Raw genomic sequence first — 15,342 nt, forward strand, 5'->3', positions numbered from 1 at the left:
AGATGATCGACACGCGCGGTGTTGAACGAGGACGAGCGCCGCTTGATTCCGTGCACGACATAGCCGAGCGACAGCAGATGATCGGCGAGGTAAGCCCCGTCCTGACCTGTCACGCCGGTGATGAGAGCGACACGTTGCGTCATGGCCGACCTTGTTCCCGCAGTTCTTGCAATGAACGGATGCACGCAGAACGCCGAGCGAAGCGCATTCGTGCGGCTCTTCTTGGCCATATCGCCCCACGCCGGTCAACCCCGGGGGGAACGGCCCAAAGCCGGCAGCCGGGGACGCCGAGACGGATTGGACCTGGAATGCAATCGTGATACTGAGCGCACAGTGCAATTGGGCCGCGTCGGCTGCTTCGCGCCCGCAGTGACTCCAAACTCGAGCCGCAATGTCCCGCGCCAGAGAAAGCACAGCGATCGACAGGGCGCCCTGCTGTTTTCTTCGATCGCGACCGCGTCCTGAATGTCGACATCGAGCATCTATTCAAGATCGGCAAGTACATCAGGATCGCGCGCCCCGTGGAGCTGTTGGGCCACGCCTCTCCGGACGGAAACGTCCTGCTTCCGGAAAATGGGTAACGAAGTGACGAAAGCGCCCAGCTTCATCCTCGCGACAGAGTTCTATCCGCCGGACCCGAGCACGACGGCGACCTATCTCGGCGCGATCGCCGATGCAATCGCTCTCGACATGCGGACAATTGTCCTCTCAGGAACACCGGGCTCGGCGACGCCGGCGGGTTCAAGAAATGATACGCCCGAGGTCATCGAGATCTCGAACTGGAAACCACCCAAGCACGCACTTGTAAGACGCCTCCTCGCGAGTTCCGCGCTTGCGATGCACCTGTTCTGGGCGGTCTACAGACGTGCTCAGCCGGGCGACGTCGTCATGTCGGTCACGAGTCCTTTCACCCTGCCCTACGCGATCGCACTTGCCGCAAGGCTGCGAGGCGCCAGAACGGCGCTCCTGATTTACGACCTCTATCCCGAAGCTCTGCTGGCCGCCGGCATGGCCCGTCAGACATCGCTCGTCACGCGCGCCTTGCGTATTGCCAATGGCTGGCTGTTCAGATCGTTGAACGCCATATTCGTCATCGGCCGCGACGTTCCCCCATTGCTGTTGCGCTATCCACGCGTGCGCGCAGAAACCATCCACTTCGTACCGAACTGGACATTGCTGCCGATCGGTTTTCGCGCCCCCGATGATGGCGGTCATTTCAGGAAGTCCTACCCGGCGCCATTCATCGTCGGCCTCTGCGGCAATCTCGGCTTCACGCATGCGCCCTGGACCGTGTTTGAAGCCGCACGGCTTCTGCGACGTGAGAAGCAGATCCACTTCGTTCTGTCCGGCTGGGGCGTCGGCTGGAACGAACTGAAAGCCCTTCAAGCCTCGGAGAATCTGGAGAATGTCACCTTGCTGGAACCGGTGCCCGAGGAACAACTTGCCGAATTTCTCGCAGCGGCAGACGCCTGGGTCATTCCCTACCGGCGCAACGTGGCCGGGGTCTCGATACCCAGCCGCCTCTACAACCTTCTCGCCGTCGGGAGGGCCGTCATCGTTGGAACGGAACCGAATTCGGAAGCCGGGCTTGCGGTGACAGAGGAAGACATTGGCTGGGTCGTCCCCCCGGAGGATCCCACCGGGCTCTCACGGGCGATCTCTGAAGCCGCGTCCGATCGCACGGCGACCCTCGAGCGAGGCCGCAAGGCAGCGATTGCCGCGCTGAAATACAGCCAGCAAGCTTCGACGCAGCGCTACCGCGACATCATGCAGCACCTGCTCGACAGCAGCGACTAGAAATTCTTGATCAGCCTGATGACCTCGTCCTGCTGCTCGCGGGTAATTTCCGCAAACATCGGCAGCGAGAGAATCTTGTTCTGGTCGTCAAACGCTCTCGGAAACTGTTCGGGCTTGTGTCCAAGTCGCGAATAGGCAGGAAGCAATGGCAGGGCTGTCGGGTAATTGATCGCCGTCTGCACCCCGTTCTCAGCCAGATAAGCCGCGAGCGCATCGCGCCTGCGGTGCTTGATCGTGTAGAGATGATAGACGTGGGTGCGGTCAGACGCGACGCGCGGCACCTCGACGCCTTCGAGTTGGTTGAGACCGGCATCATAGACCGCCGCAGCATCTTGACGCGCCTTGGTCCAGGCCTGCAAATGCTTCAGCTTGGCCGACAGGATAGCCGCCTGTATTCCGTCGAGCCGGCTGTTAATGCCCTCGATCAGGTGCTTGTGCTTCACGATGCCGCCGTGGCGGGCCAGCATGGTCATGTGCTCGGCGAGCGCAGCATCACCGGTCACGACCGCGCCGGCATCGCCGAACGCACCAAGATTCTTGCCCGGATAGAATGAATAGGTCGCGGCCGCTCCGAACGTCCCGACTGGCTGATCCTTGTACCGCGCCAGATGGGCCTGCGCGCAGTCCTCGATGACCCAGAGGCCGTGTTTGCGCGCGATGGCCATGATCGCGTCCATGTCGGCCGGCTGGCCAAAGAGGTGCACCGGGATGATGCCCACGGTGCGCGGCGTGATCGCCGCCTCGACAGCCGCGGGGTCGATGGTGAAAGTCTCGCCATCGGTGTCGCAGAACACGACCTGTGCACCTGCATGCGTGATCATCGCCGACGTCGATATCCAGGAATGCGCGGTCGTGATGACCTCGTCACCCGGTTTCACCTTCAGTGCTGCCATCGCGAGATAGAGCGCGTCGGTGCCGTTCGCACAGGACACACAGTGCCCGATGCTCGCGGCAGCCGCAAAGTCTCGCTCGAAGGCATCGACATAGGGCCCCCGGATGAAGGCGCTGTCGCGGATAACCGCAGCGATGGCGCCATCGATCTCGTCCTTGATTGATTGGTACTGAAGCCCGAGATCCGCGTAAGGTACCGGCATGGTTGCTCTTCCCTAGGTCTTGCTCTTGAGGCGCCGGGCGGGATTTCCGGCATAGCTGCCCGGCTCGGTGATGTCCTTCGTGACCACGGAGCCAGCCCCGATCACGACGTCGTCGGCGATGGATACTGGCATGATCGTGGCGTTCGAACCGATGGAAACCCGATTGCCGATCTTCGTAGAGCGCCACAATTCTCGGCGCCCGCGGGCCGGTCCACCGGTCGAAAACGTGTCGTTGATGAACATCACTCCGTGCCCGACGAAGCAATCTTCGCCGATCGATACCAACTCGCAGATAAACGCATGCGACTGCACGCGGGTCCGCGCGCCGACGACAACGCCGGCCTGAATCTCGGTGAAGGGGCCGACGAAGCAATCGTCCGCGATCTCGCAGCCGTAGAGATTGCAAGGTTCGACCATTTTGACGCGCCGGCCGAATTTGACGTCGCGTACGCCGGCTTGGTGCACTTGCGGGTCGCCGCTCACGAAACCACTCCGAGCCTGCTCCGCCGCGGCTCGAAGCGAAGCGCAACTTCCTGCCCGGTCTCGATCGACTCGTAGAGAGCGGAAATCAGCTCGAGGCTCTTGCGGCCCTGTAGGCCGTCGACCAACGCCGCGCGCTGATTCAACAGGCAGTCGACGACATGCTGATAATAGGCCTGATGGCCGAACCCGTAGACATTGGGTGGATTGACCGAAAATTTTTCGATTACGACTTGGTCGCTTGGCAGCGCGTCGACGAAATTCCAGTGTCTGATCTGATTGACCGCGAAGCCCGCGATCTCGACAGTACCCTTTTCGCCGAGGATTGACAGCGAGCCTTCGAGATCCTTTGGTCGGACCGCGGTGGTCGCTTCGATGATGCCGAGTGCGCCGTTGCGGAATTTCAGCGTCGCCACCGCGGTATCCTCGGTCTCGACCTTCACGAGCGCGGTGGTCGCCCGGGCGTGAACGCTCACCACGTCTCCGAAGAACCACTCCAACATGTCGATGTGGTGACTGGCCTGATTCGTTAACACCCCGCCGTCATAGGCCCAGGTTCCACGCCATGCATCCTGGTCGTAGTAAGCTTGGTCCCGGCACCAGCGCACGCGCACGGTACCGAGGATCAACCGCCCGAATCTGCCGGCCTCCAGCGCTTCGCGCGCCTTCACTACCGGAACGTTGAAGCGGTTCTGCTTCACCACAAAAAGCTTTACACCGGCCTCGTCACAGGCTCGAATCATGTCGTCGGCATCCTGGAGCCGAAGCGCCATCGGCTTCTCAACCACGACATGCTTGCCCGCGCGCGCGCAGGCGATGGCGTGCTCCGGGTGCATACCGCTCGGCGTCAAAACCGCGACAGCGTCCATGTCCGAGCGCGCGAGAAATTCGTGCAAATCGTCATAGGCCGGAACCGAGAACTTCGTCGCGACAGCGTCCGCACGCGCCTTGGCCTTGTCGCAGACCGCAACGAGGCGCGCGCCCTCGATTTGACCATTCCCCAACAGCTCAGAGTGACGCTTTGAGATACGTCCGCAACCGAGCAGACCAAATCTGATCATTCAGGTCATCCTCACGATCGGCACTGCCGCACGAAATATTCGTCCTGACCGCGCGCTGAAGTCAAAGCCTATATTCGAAAATTCCGTTATTAATCAAGCCAATAATGCGCTTCCTTGGCTTGTCCACCCCGTGCAAAGCGAACCTCGCCGGACCCAGAACCACCATCAACATCGGTAGGGTGCGAGGCAGAGCTGCCAAGTGCCTACCGCGCTTCGAAAACCGGAGGAGGAACTCAAGTTTGGCGACTGACTACCGATTGGCTTTGCCTCTGTGGCCACGCTGTACCTTCCATGTTACGGAGCCCGTGATGCTCCGCAGGACGCAAACCTCACCAATGAAAATCGCCGATGTTTCAGTGACGTCGCTCTCGGGCCTCCGATTCAGGCTGGCCATCCTCATAGTGTGCCACGTCCTGGCTTCCTGGGTTTCGCTGGCTTTCGTGGGTGAGTACTATCGCCGCCTGTTGCCCCTGGCCGAGAACAGCCTTCCGCACGTTCTGACTGCAGCAGCCATCGCCACTCCATTTGCGCTGCTATCTTTCGTATTCGTAAGACAGCGCTTCAGTTTCGGCTACGCACTAGGCTTCTATCTCTTCACGCTGGTCCTGGGCTATCTTTGGCTTGTCGAATTCTCGACGTTTCACTACGATCATCGCATATCGGCAATTTCGGCCTTTATTTCCGGGGCCGCGTTTCTCATTCCCGCGTTATTCCTCAACCTCCCGCCTTTTCCCTCCCGGTTGAGACTAACGAACAAACAATTCTATAAGCTCCTGTGGGGTATTCTGGGAATCTCGATCCTTGTTCTAGCAATCGGAGCAACCTTCAACAGGCAGTTCGTCAGCCCGCTCGACATCTATGAGTTTCGCGAGCAGATCGTGCTGCCCAGGCCTCTTCTCTACGCCATCGGCATCGTCTGCGGAGCCCTCCTGCCGTTTGCCTATGCCAGCTTCTGTCAGTTGAAGCGATACGGCTATGCCGCGCTCTGCCTAGTGCTCCTTGGGCTGTTTTATCCGGTCACGCTGACGAAGCTCGCACTGCTTGCGCCCGGGTGGTTGCTATTCCTCACGTTCCTGTCGATCTATTTCGAGTCTCGGATAGCGGTCATCCTCTCGCTACTGCTGCCGGTGTCGCTCGGATTGCTATTGGTGCTCGCGTATAATCTCGGTCTGCTGGGGGAGTACCCGTTCCTGGTCTATTTCGGCACGGTCAATTTTCGAATGATCGGAATGCCAGCGAGCGCGCTTGACTTCTACAATGATTTTTTCTCGACCCACCAACTGACGCTCTTTTGCCAGATCAGCCTGATCAAGCTGTTCGTATCGTGCCCATATGCTGAGCAGCTTTCCGTCTACATGCAGAACAGCTATCACCTCGGGTTTTTCAATGCGTCGCTGTTTGCGACGGAAGGGGTCGCATCAATCGGCCCCCTGTTCGCGCCAGTCACGGCCTTCATATGCGGACTCACAATCGCCTTGGCGAACCGAGCTTCCTGCGATCTCCCTGAACGCTTCGTGCTAGTGTCGGGCGGATTGCAGCTTCATATTTTCCTGAACGTGCCTTTCACTGTCGCGCTCGTGACCAATGGCGCCGCTGTCCTTTTTCTACTTTGGTACATGACACCGGGCGCCGCACTGCAATCCGCTAGGGGCGATACCCCTCCAGAGTAAGAAAGATGCAATTCTCTAGTCATTTCAAGACTTCATCAAGAACGCCATTCCTATTTGCACTTCTCCAAGTTCATACGCTCGTTTGCGGCATCTCGCTCGCTATGGTTTTGCAACTGTATGGATATCTTAAGCTTTTCACCTGGAACGCTTCGCACATTGGCGAAGCAGCGCTCCTTGCACTTCCGGTTGCCGCATTGGCGTCAATGATGGCCTTCGCAAGATTCAGTTTCGGCTATCTGCTGTCGTTTTATCTCTCCACCATGACCCTCGGCTATGTTTGCCTCATTCCTTTTTCGGATTTGCCATATGATCACACGCTCCCGGCTATTTCAGCGACAATTTCAGCCGCAGCATTTCTGGTTCCCACTCTCTTTCTCAAATGGCCGATCCGTCCGATACATACGATCTCGGTCAAAAATCTTCGTCGGCTCGTCGCGGCGATTGCAGCCGCAAGCCTCGCCATCGTCGTGATAGGCGTCTTCTTCAACTTCAAACTGGTGGGACTGGCAGACATCTACGAATTCCGCGACGAATTGAGATTCCCGCTCGCTCTCCAATATGCGATGGGAGTGGCTTTAGGAGCGTTGCTGCCATTCGCCTTTGCGTGCTGCATCGAGATGCGGGCCCGCCTCGGTGCGATGGCAATACTGCTTCTCCTCGTCGCTTTCTACCCGGTTACCCTCGCCAAGACAGCTCTGTTTGCACCGGCCTGGCTGTGCTTCCTCTGGTTCATCTCGAGCCGTCTCGAAGCAAGGGTTGCGGTCATCGTGTCGCTGCTCGGGCCGATCGCGCTGGGCATCGCTGTGGCGATATTGTCCGAGCACGGACCGGTGCCTCGGTCGCTCTACCTGAACTACTTCGGTACGATCAATTTCCGGATGGTCGCATACCCGTCGGTCGCGCTCGACGTTTACAATGATTTCTTCTCGCGGCACGAACTCACGTATTTCTGCCAGATCTCGGTGATCAAGCGCCTGGGCATTTGTCCTGACAGCGAACAACTCGCACTGATGATTGCGAAGAACTACCCGGTCGGCAATCTCAATGCATCCTTGCTTGCGACCGAAGGAATCGCCTCAGTCGGCAGCACTCTGGCGCCGGTAACCGCGCTTCTCGCCGGCCTAATCCTCTCGATCGGAAATCAGGTATCCGAGGGACTTCCACCCCGGTTCGTCATCCTGTCGAGCGGAATGGTAATGCAAACTTTCCTGAATGTGCCGCTTTCTATCATGATGGTCACGAACGGCGCCGCCATCCTGTTTCTGCTTTGGTATGTCATGCCGCGACTATCGTTCGCGGGATTGCAGAAGGGTTCGCCGCCCTTGTGAGGATTTGAGTTCGATGCGCACGCTCGTTCTGAACGCCGATTACCCTCGATTCCTGGCGTGGCTGTACGGTCGCCATTCCGGACTGGAGGCGGCTGGCTACGCCGAACAGATGGCCGCGCGAAACGCGAGCCTGTTCGGCGTCGCGGATTTCTACTCGCGCAATTTCACGGCATTGGGCCACCAGGCTGCCGACATCCACGTCAATAATCTTTGGCTGCAATCGGCCTGGGCGCGCGAGCATGGCATGACGCTCGACACCGAAGCCAGTCTTGGCGCGAGCCGAAAGCAACGGCTGCCGGGATGGCTCCAGCGCACCATCGCGCCGCTGAAACCGGCATTGCGGCCATTGGCCCGCCGGCTCGGATTGAGCCCACGCTTGAGTGAGCAGGCCGAATGCGTCCTGCTTGCCCAGGTCGAGGAATTCAAGCCGGAGCTGATCCTCAACCAGGATGTGTTCTATGTCAGCCCGGCGCTGGTGCGGCGCATGAGGAACCTTGGCGTACGCGTGGTCATCGGGCAGGTCGGCATCGAGCCGACCAAGGGCGAGGACTGGAATGCCTACGACCTGATGCTCTCGCAGCTCCCCCGCGTCGTCAGCGCGTTTCGGGCAGCCGGCGTTCGCGCCGAGGTTTGCCATCTTGCGTTCGAGCCGGCCGTCATCGATGCGCTTTCCGCGCCGCCCGTGCAAGACATCGACGTCTCGTTCGTGGGTTCGGTATCGGAAGATCACCGGGACCGGATCGCGCTTCTGGAGTTCGTCGCAGAACGCCACGACCTCAAGCTATGGGGCAACATTCCAAGCTCGCTTCCCGTGACGTCGCCGCTTCGACGTTGCTTTCAGGGCGAAGTATGGGGCTCGGAAATGTACGATGTCCTGAGGCGATCGCGGATCAGCCTGAATTCCCACATCGACATCGCCGGCGATGAAGCGGGCAACATGCGGCTGTTCGAAGCGACCGGTGTCGGCTCCTTTCTGCTGACGGATTTCAAGCGAAACCTGAACACCCTGTTCGAAGCGGATCGGGATGTCGTGGTCTGGCGGTCGCCCGAGGAATGCTCCGCGGCGATCACGCGCTATCTCGCCGACGATCACAGGCGCATGGAAATTGCCGCAAACGGGCAAAAGCAGACGCTGGCGAGGCATACATTTCGCGCGCGCGTCGAGGAGATTCTCCGCTTCATCCAAGTGACGCGCTAAAATCCGAAAAGCGGCCGTTACCCTTGACGATTTACGGGAAAATGGCCAAAGTCGGCCGCATGAACGCTAAGGCGTTGTAATATAATTGTAATTCTGGAAAACGGCAGATGGAACACGTCGAACACGTCCGATTCGGCGACCAGCTCTATGCGATCATCGTGCGTGCTTCGTTTCGCGAGGCGGGCATTCACTTCTTTTCGACGCCGGAATTGTCGCAACAGCTCGCCTTCATGAGCCATCCGGAAGGCAAGAGCATCGCACCGCATCGCCACAACAAGGTGACGCGCGAGGTGCACTATACGCAGGAAGTCCTGCTGATCCAGAAGGGAAAGCTTCAGGTCGACTTCTACACCGTGAGTGAGGGCTATCTCGAGAGCCGCGTGCTGTGCGCCGGCGACATCATTCTGCTGTGCAGCGGCGCGCATGGTTTTCATGTCCTCGAGCCAGTCGAGATGTTCGAGGTCAAGCAGGGCCCGTATTCCGGCGAGAACGATAAGACGAGGTTCGACGAGGTGGACGCGTCGCAAATCCGGATCAAGGGCCCGGGCTTGTGACCGGCTTCATCCCCGTCAATACGCCGCTGCTGGACGGCAACGAAGCCGAGTATCTGGCCGAGTGTGTCCGCACAGGCTGGATCTCCTCGGAAGGTCCGTTCATCAAGCGCTTCGAACAGGAGATGGCTCGCGTCGCAGGCCGCCGCCATGGCGTCGCCGTGACCAACGGCTCCGTCGCGCTCGACATCGCGGTCCATGCGCTCGGGCTCGAACCCGGCGACGAGGTCATCATCCCGACCTTCACGATCATCAGTTGCGCCGCCGCCGTGGTTCGTGCCGGCCTCGTTCCCGTGGGCGTCGACTGCGATCCGTCGACCTGGAACATGACCCTCGAGGGCGTGGAAGCCGCGCTCACGCCGCGCAGCCGCGCGATCATGCTGGTCCACATCTACGGCCTGCCGGTCGATCTCGATCCGATCCTGGAGCTTGCCCGCAAGCACAATCTGAAGATCGTCGAAGATGCCGCCGAGATGCATGGCCAGACCTATCGCGGTGCGCCCTGCGGCAGCTTCGGTACCGTCTCGACCTTCAGTTTCTACCCGAACAAGCACGTCACGACCGGTGAAGGCGGCATGATCCTCACCGACGACGACGCGCTGGCCGATCGCCTGCAAAGCCTGCGCAATCTATGTTTCCAGCCGCAGCAGCGCTTCATTCACGAAGAGCTCGGCTGGAACGCGCGCATGACCAATCTGCAGGCCGCGCTCGGCGTCGCGCAGATCGAGCAGCTGCCGCGCACCGTCGAACTCAAGCGCAGGTTGGGCAGGCTGTACGACGAACATCTCGACGGGACGGCAGGCATTCGCCGTCCCGTCGCGCGGACCAACTACGCCGACAACATCTACTGGGTCTACGCTGTCGTTCTCGACGACGACGTTCCGTTCGACGCCAAGGAGGCGATGCGGCGGCTGGGCGAGAAGGGCATCGGCACGCGGCCGTTCTTCTGGTGCATGCACGAGCAGCCGGTGTTGCGCCGTATGGGCTTCATGCTCGACGAGTTCCATCCCGTCGCCGAGAATATCGCTCGCCGTGGCTTCTACCTGCCCAGCGGACTGGCCCTGACCGAGGACGAGATTGCCCGGTCGGCGGCAGCGCTGAAGGAGATCCTGGCGTGACGGTGTTTGCGGACTACGCCCCCTGGTACGATCTCCTGTACGAAGACAAGGACTACGGGTCCGAAGTGGATTTCGTCGCGCAACGCCTGCGCGACCAAGGCGTGACGACCGGCAAGCTGCTGGATCTCGGATGCGGTACGGGCCTGCACGCGGTCGAGTTTGCCCGGCGTGGCTGGAGCGTCGCCGGTATCGATCTCAGCGAGGAGATGATCGCCAAGGCGAAGAGCCGCGCCGCCCAGGCCGGCTTGCCCGTGCCCTTCCGCCAGGGCGATGCCTGCGAGACCGGCCCGGAGCGCGACTTCGATGCGGTGGTGTCGCTGTTTCACGTGGCGAGCTACCAGCGCGATCCCGCAAGGCTCGAGGCGCTGTTCCGAACGGCCTACGCGGCGCTCAAGCCCGGCGGGGTCTTCCTGTTCGACTATTGGTACGGCGGTGCCGTTCTGGCGCAGGGCGTCGAGACCCGCGTCAAGGTGATCGAGCGCAAGCCGCTGCGGCTGACCCGGATCGCGCAATCGGACCACGACGAGATCAACGCCACCGTCTTCGTGAATTACACGCTGTTCTGCGAGGACACCGATCGGTCGACGATCCGGCGCGTCGACGAGACGCATCGCATGCGCTACTGGTTTCCGTTCGAAGTCGAGGCTTCGCTGAAGGCGAGCGGATTTGAGCCGGATGGCAACTACGCCTGGTTCTCCGACGCCGCGCCGAACTCGAAGACCTGGGCAGCCTATTCGATCGCCAGAAAGAGACTGTCGCCGTGAGACCGCTGCGACTGGCCGTCATGCTGGAACAAGCCCTTGAAGTCGGTGGCGGATTTCAGCAGCCGCTGAACGACGTCCTCTGGCTTCGCGACTGGGCGGCCAAATCAGGCAATGAGGTTGTCGTCTACTCGCCCTATCCGAAGACCCGGGAGATCCTGAAGGAATTCGGGATCGAGGCGCGCCTCTTGAAGTTCGGCGTCCTCGATCAGGCCTTTCTCTTCCTCAAATATTGCAAACCGTTCGACCTCCTCCAGATCGGGCTGGAGCTGAAATCTCCGTTCGAGCGTGCCCTGGTCCGTGACGGCATCGACATCGTGCACTTCACGTCGACATCGAAGCGGCATCTGCTGCTCTATCAGCTCCCCTTCATCATCACGATCTTCGACGGCTGCCATCGCGACGCGCCGGAATTTCCGGAGGTTCGCGCCTTCGGAGAATTCGAGCGACGCGAAATCCTGTTTGGTCTCGGCAGCACGAAGGCGGTGCTGGTGCTGGTCAACGCACCCGAACTGGTCGAGGACCTGTCGCGGCGCTATGCTGTCGAGAGATCCCGCATGGTCCCGATCCCGTTCTCGCCATCCGTCTACGTCACGTCATCGGGCGACGGCGCGGATGATGGCGACGACGCCGTGCTGGAGAAGTATGGGCTGGAGCGCGGCTACCTGTTCTACCCGGCCCAGTTCTGGCCGCACAAGAATCACTTCACGCTGCTGGCGGCGCTCGCCAAACTCCGCGAGCAAGGTCGCACCGAGCGGCTGGTGCTGTGCGGATCGAACCGCAGCGGCCGCCAGAAAATCGACGCAGCGATTGCCGCCTACGCGCTGGCCGGTCAGGTCTCGATCCTCGGATTTGTGGAGTCCTCGGAGCTCGCCGCACTTTATCGGGGCGCTGCCGCCCTCGTCATGCCGAGCTATTTCGGCCCGACCAACCTACCTCCGCTTGAAGCCTGGGCGGTCGGAACACCCGTCATCTATCCCGAGGCGTTCAAGGCGCAGGCGGGCGATGCCGCGATCCTGTTCGACTACGACGATCCGGAATCGCTGGCCGGCGCGATCACGAGCTTGCGGACCGATGGCACCGCGCAGCGACTACGCGAAGCCGGCAAGCGACGGCTGCAGCAACTCGCCGGCGAGACCGAACTTGGGCGGCAGGACTTCGCACGTCAGATGGACCGGCTGAAGCATCGCCTGGCGCTGATGCCACGCTGATGGTCGTCAGTGCGGAATGCTCGCGATGAGCTTGCTTCGTATGGAGGTTCTCGCCAACGGCGAGATGATCAATCCCATCCCCGTAACCCAGACACTGCATTGCAGGACCAGATCGATGAATCCGGTTCCGGGCACCACGTATCGCGCCAACATCCCCATCGCCAGTCCGGTCGCGACAACGGCCAGCATCATTCCGAACAGAAGCACGGCGTGTCGAATCGGATGCTGTAGCGTCTGCACTAGCAGGAGCGAGAACAGGACGCCGAGCTGCGCCAGGGTGTCTCCGGAGGTGAGACTGATCGCGGCTCCCAGCGGGCCAAGCGCTGGAATCAGGAACGCGGCGAGGCCGAAGAAGATCGCAATCTGGAGCGACTTGGTCCACAGCAGGAGCGTCCCCCTGTCGCTATAGCTTGCGTAGCTCATGGCGAATGTTGCCGGCGTGACGAGACATGTGCCGCCGATCAGCACGATCGCCAGCGTCGCGTCATACGGGATGGCGCCCGCGGTCCATATCTCGAAGAACTCGCGCCAGAACGACAGCAGGCCGCCCGTGATCAGGCTGACCGTGAAGGTCACGATGAACAGCCCTCTCGCATACAGGGCCCGCAGGCTGTCCCGCGCGCCCACGGCATGGTCGTGGCCGAGCTCCGCCGCGATCGGCAGCGAGAATTGGTAGCAAAGCCCGCGCAGGAAATTCGCGACGGTTCTCGTCAGAACCCATTGGGCGATCGCCGCCCGGTCGGAGACGAGGGCTCCGACCAGAAGCACCGAAAGGTACGACATCCCGACTTCGGCAAAATTCATGACGCCGAACGGAAATGCGCCGGCGAACTGAGCCTTTGTCCAGCTCCAGGAGACTCGTCGCGGCCGACCGCTGAGAAACGGAAATTGCCGTTTCAGATCGGAAAGGAGAATGAACGCCGAAACGCCGACCTGCCCTGCGACGAACACCAACGCCACGACCAGCAAGTTGCCTGTCAGGAAGACCGCGATCACCTGCGCGACTTGGCCGAGCCCCGTTCCCCACGCTTGCACGGCGACGACGCGGCCATACAGACCGCGGGCCCGGAACAGCGAACTGGCGAGGTTCACCGGCAGCGTGACGGCGAGGCCGAGCGTCACGATTGCGAAGGTCAGATCGAAGCCGGGCTCGTTGCGAAACCCGAGGACGCCGGCGGGATTCACCAGCATCAGCAGGATGCCGATGATGGCGATCAGGCCGGCGACGACACCGATGAAAAGCGAAAGCACGCCGGCGAAGTAGCGGCGCGTACGACGATCCGCGTCGTCTCGCGACTTGAACGACAGAAAGCGGTTGAGGCTCCACGCATGGAGGCCGGGATCGGCAGCCTGCAACAGACTACCGGCCGCAAAGATCGTGAGCCACGCCGAGAGCGTTTCATGCCCCAGATATTTCAGAAAGAACGGAATGAGAACGATCTGCTGCGTGAGCGCCAGCAGAACGATCATCGAGTTCGCAGACCATCCGCCGAGGATACGACGAACACGGCTTGGACCGGCTTCCGTCACGCTGCGCACGCGCCAGTGGGCTCGATCTGCTGGAAATGGCACATCTGGCCTCACTGTCCCGCTCCGAATATGCCGCTGTTCCATCGCCGGGTAAGCCTTAGTATTCCGCTCGTCCGCGCACAAGCGACGAGATGCCGGTTCCGACTTGGACGAACATTGTGGAATTGGGTAGTGACATCCGCTCCATCCGAAGCACTGAGGGCTGAACGTTGTCGAAGATCGTTGCGCGAGCGGGCCACCGGGACATTACGCCGCGCGACCGCCCTGTCCGGCTTGCGGGCTATCCATCCAGAACGGCCCCCTGCGCCGACATTCTCGACCCCATCGAAGTCGGGGCGGTCTTGTTCGAGGGCCCTGGCCGGCGAATCCTCCTTCTTTCCTTCGACCTGCTGCAGGTCGGCTCGGAGCTTCAGGATCTCATCGTCGGCAAGCTCGAAAAGCGGGGCTTCGGCCGTGACGAGATCGTCTTGCAGGCGACCCACACGCACGGCGCGCCCGCGACCGACAAGGCCTGCGCGGCGCTCGGCATTCCGGACGAGCAATATGTGGCACAGCTTGGCGGGGCCGTCGACGACCTCGTCGGAGAAGTCCAGGCGCAGGCCCCCAGAGAAGTCGTCTTCGAAATTTTCGAGGGCCAGCTTCGGCACGCGATCAACCGCCGGCGCTACTGGCCGTTTCCGACGATCGGCAGGATGCACGGCTTCAACCTGACCAGCATCGCCTTCTCGCCGAACCCGAAGGGACCGAAGAACGAACTCGCGACAGTGCTGTTCGTGCGGGACATCCTCGACAATCAGCCCATCGCAGTGCTCTGGCACTACACCTGTCATCCGACCGCCGTCATCCCGACCGATGCGATCAGCGCCGACTTTCCCGGAAAGGTTCGCGAACGGCTTCGTCAGAGGCTCGGCGCAATTCCCTGCCTGTTCCTGACCGGGTTCTGCGGCAATATCAGGCCGCACATCGTGCCGGCGCCGCGGCCCGTCCCGCTTCGCGAGCGCTTCCAGCGATTGGTGCGAATCGTGTTCTTCGGGAATCTGTTTCCTTCCTTGTCGGTCGACGACTGGCGCCGCTGGAGCGATAGCCTTGCGAGCGACGTGGATGGGATCACGCAGCGACCCGCGACAAGAAAATTCAGCCCACAGCAGTTGCGGATCGGCTCGGCCAGTGTCCCCTTGAGCGCTTTTTTCAACGGCGCGGCGCCGCCGAAGCCCCTCTGCGTGCAGGTTCTCGGCTTCGACGACGCACTCGAGATCGTCGCCATATCGGCAGAACCGTCGGTCGAATGGGAGACCGAGATCGGGGAAGCCATGCCCAAGCCAGCGGGATGCATCCGTCTTTACTCCGGATATCTGGGATCGCTGTGCGGGTATCTCCCGACGGGGACACAGGTCCCCGAAGGCGGATATGAGGTCGAGGGCTTTCAATCCCTGTTCGGATTTGCCGGCCATTTCGACGCCGGCCAGATCGGCCCAGCGATATTGTCCTGCGTGCAGCGCGCATTCGAGGCGGCCCGCAACGGCCTTCGCGGCTCCGACTGAGC

Annotated in this window: 14 protein-coding genes; 9 read left to right on the plus strand and 5 right to left on the minus strand. The window is 61.1% G+C overall.

Translation table 11 applies throughout. The features are described 5' to 3' along the window. On the minus strand, positions 1–143 hold a 143-nt coding region (locus JQ631_RS20320), incomplete at its 3' end, for a GDP-mannose 4,6-dehydratase (protein ID WP_212331452.1). A 430-nt stretch (positions 144–573) separates the two neighbouring features. On the opposite strand from JQ631_RS20320, the gene JQ631_RS20325 reads away from it, so the two are divergent. Beyond that, positions 574–1,797, plus strand: a complete 1,224-nt coding sequence (locus JQ631_RS20325) for a glycosyltransferase family 4 protein (protein ID WP_212328670.1) — start codon at positions 574–576, stop codon at positions 1,795–1,797. Here the strand turns inward: JQ631_RS20325 and JQ631_RS20330 are convergent. The 3 genes from JQ631_RS20330 to JQ631_RS20340 are packed head-to-tail and all read right to left on the minus strand — an operon-like array spanning position 1,794 to position 4,432. Continuing rightward, on the minus strand, positions 1,794–2,891 hold the full coding sequence (locus tag JQ631_RS20330) for a DegT/DnrJ/EryC1/StrS family aminotransferase (protein WP_212328671.1): 1,098 nt from the start codon (positions 2,889–2,891) through the stop codon (positions 1,794–1,796). The genes JQ631_RS20325 and JQ631_RS20330 overlap by 4 nt on opposite strands. Positions 2,892–2,903: 12 nt before the next feature. Further along, positions 2,904–3,374 (minus strand): acyltransferase, encoded by a 471-nt coding sequence (locus tag JQ631_RS20335; protein WP_212328672.1) that lies wholly within the window; start codon positions 3,372–3,374, stop codon positions 2,904–2,906. Continuing rightward, positions 3,371–4,432, minus strand: a complete 1,062-nt coding sequence (locus JQ631_RS20340) for a Gfo/Idh/MocA family protein (protein ID WP_212328673.1) — start codon at positions 4,430–4,432, stop codon at positions 3,371–3,373. Before JQ631_RS20340 ends, JQ631_RS20335 begins: the two co-directional genes overlap by 4 nt. Before the next feature lie 335 nt (positions 4,433–4,767). On the opposite strand from JQ631_RS20340, the gene JQ631_RS20345 reads away from it, so the two are divergent. From JQ631_RS20345 to JQ631_RS20375, 7 genes are all read left to right on the plus strand, one after another. Next, positions 4,768–6,102, plus strand: coding sequence for a hypothetical protein (locus tag JQ631_RS20345; protein WP_212328674.1), 1,335 nt, complete (start codon positions 4,768–4,770; stop codon positions 6,100–6,102). 5 nt (positions 6,103–6,107) lie between these two features. After that, positions 6,108–7,430, plus strand: coding sequence for a hypothetical protein (locus JQ631_RS20350; protein WP_212328675.1), 1,323 nt, complete (start codon positions 6,108–6,110; stop codon positions 7,428–7,430). A 13-nt stretch (positions 7,431–7,443) separates the two neighbouring features. After that, complete coding sequence (locus tag JQ631_RS20355; RefSeq protein ID WP_212328676.1) at positions 7,444–8,628, plus strand: CgeB family protein; 1,185 nt, start codon at positions 7,444–7,446, stop codon at positions 8,626–8,628. A gap of 107 nt (positions 8,629–8,735) precedes the next feature. Continuing rightward, positions 8,736–9,182: a cupin domain-containing protein gene (locus JQ631_RS20360; RefSeq protein ID WP_212328677.1), complete on the plus strand. Its 447-nt coding sequence runs from the start codon at positions 8,736–8,738 to the stop codon at positions 9,180–9,182. After that, the gene (locus JQ631_RS20365; RefSeq protein WP_212328678.1) at positions 9,179–10,297 is read left to right on the plus strand and encodes a DegT/DnrJ/EryC1/StrS family aminotransferase; all 1,119 of its coding nucleotides are present in this window, start codon (positions 9,179–9,181) and stop codon (positions 10,295–10,297) included. Before JQ631_RS20360 ends, JQ631_RS20365 begins: the two co-directional genes overlap by 4 nt. Continuing rightward, complete coding sequence (locus JQ631_RS20370; RefSeq protein WP_212328679.1) at positions 10,294–11,061, plus strand: class I SAM-dependent DNA methyltransferase; 768 nt, start codon at positions 10,294–10,296, stop codon at positions 11,059–11,061. The genes JQ631_RS20365 and JQ631_RS20370 overlap by 4 nt, the downstream gene beginning before the upstream one ends. A gap of 20 nt (positions 11,062–11,081) precedes the next feature. Continuing rightward, positions 11,082–12,269 carry a glycosyltransferase gene (locus JQ631_RS20375; RefSeq protein ID WP_249160837.1) on the plus strand — a complete coding sequence of 396 codons (1,188 nt, stop codon included), beginning with the start codon at positions 11,082–11,084 and terminating at the stop codon, positions 12,267–12,269. 6 nt (positions 12,270–12,275) lie between these two features. Here the strand turns inward: JQ631_RS20375 and JQ631_RS20380 are convergent, their stop codons facing one another. Continuing rightward, complete coding sequence (locus JQ631_RS20380; protein ID WP_212328681.1) at positions 12,276–13,922, minus strand: MATE family efflux transporter; 1,647 nt, start codon at positions 13,920–13,922, stop codon at positions 12,276–12,278. A gap of 86 nt (positions 13,923–14,008) precedes the next feature. Between JQ631_RS20380 and JQ631_RS20385 the strand changes: the two genes are divergently transcribed. Beyond that, the gene (locus tag JQ631_RS20385) at positions 14,009–15,340 is read left to right on the plus strand and encodes a hypothetical protein (RefSeq protein ID WP_212328682.1); all 1,332 of its coding nucleotides are present in this window, start codon (positions 14,009–14,011) and stop codon (positions 15,338–15,340) included. The last annotated feature ends 2 nt before the right edge of the window (positions 15,341–15,342 follow it).

Origin of the sequence: Bradyrhizobium manausense (genome assembly GCF_018131105.1) — a bacterium.
GTDB classification, from domain to species: domain Bacteria; phylum Pseudomonadota; class Alphaproteobacteria; order Rhizobiales; family Xanthobacteraceae; genus Bradyrhizobium; species Bradyrhizobium manausense_B.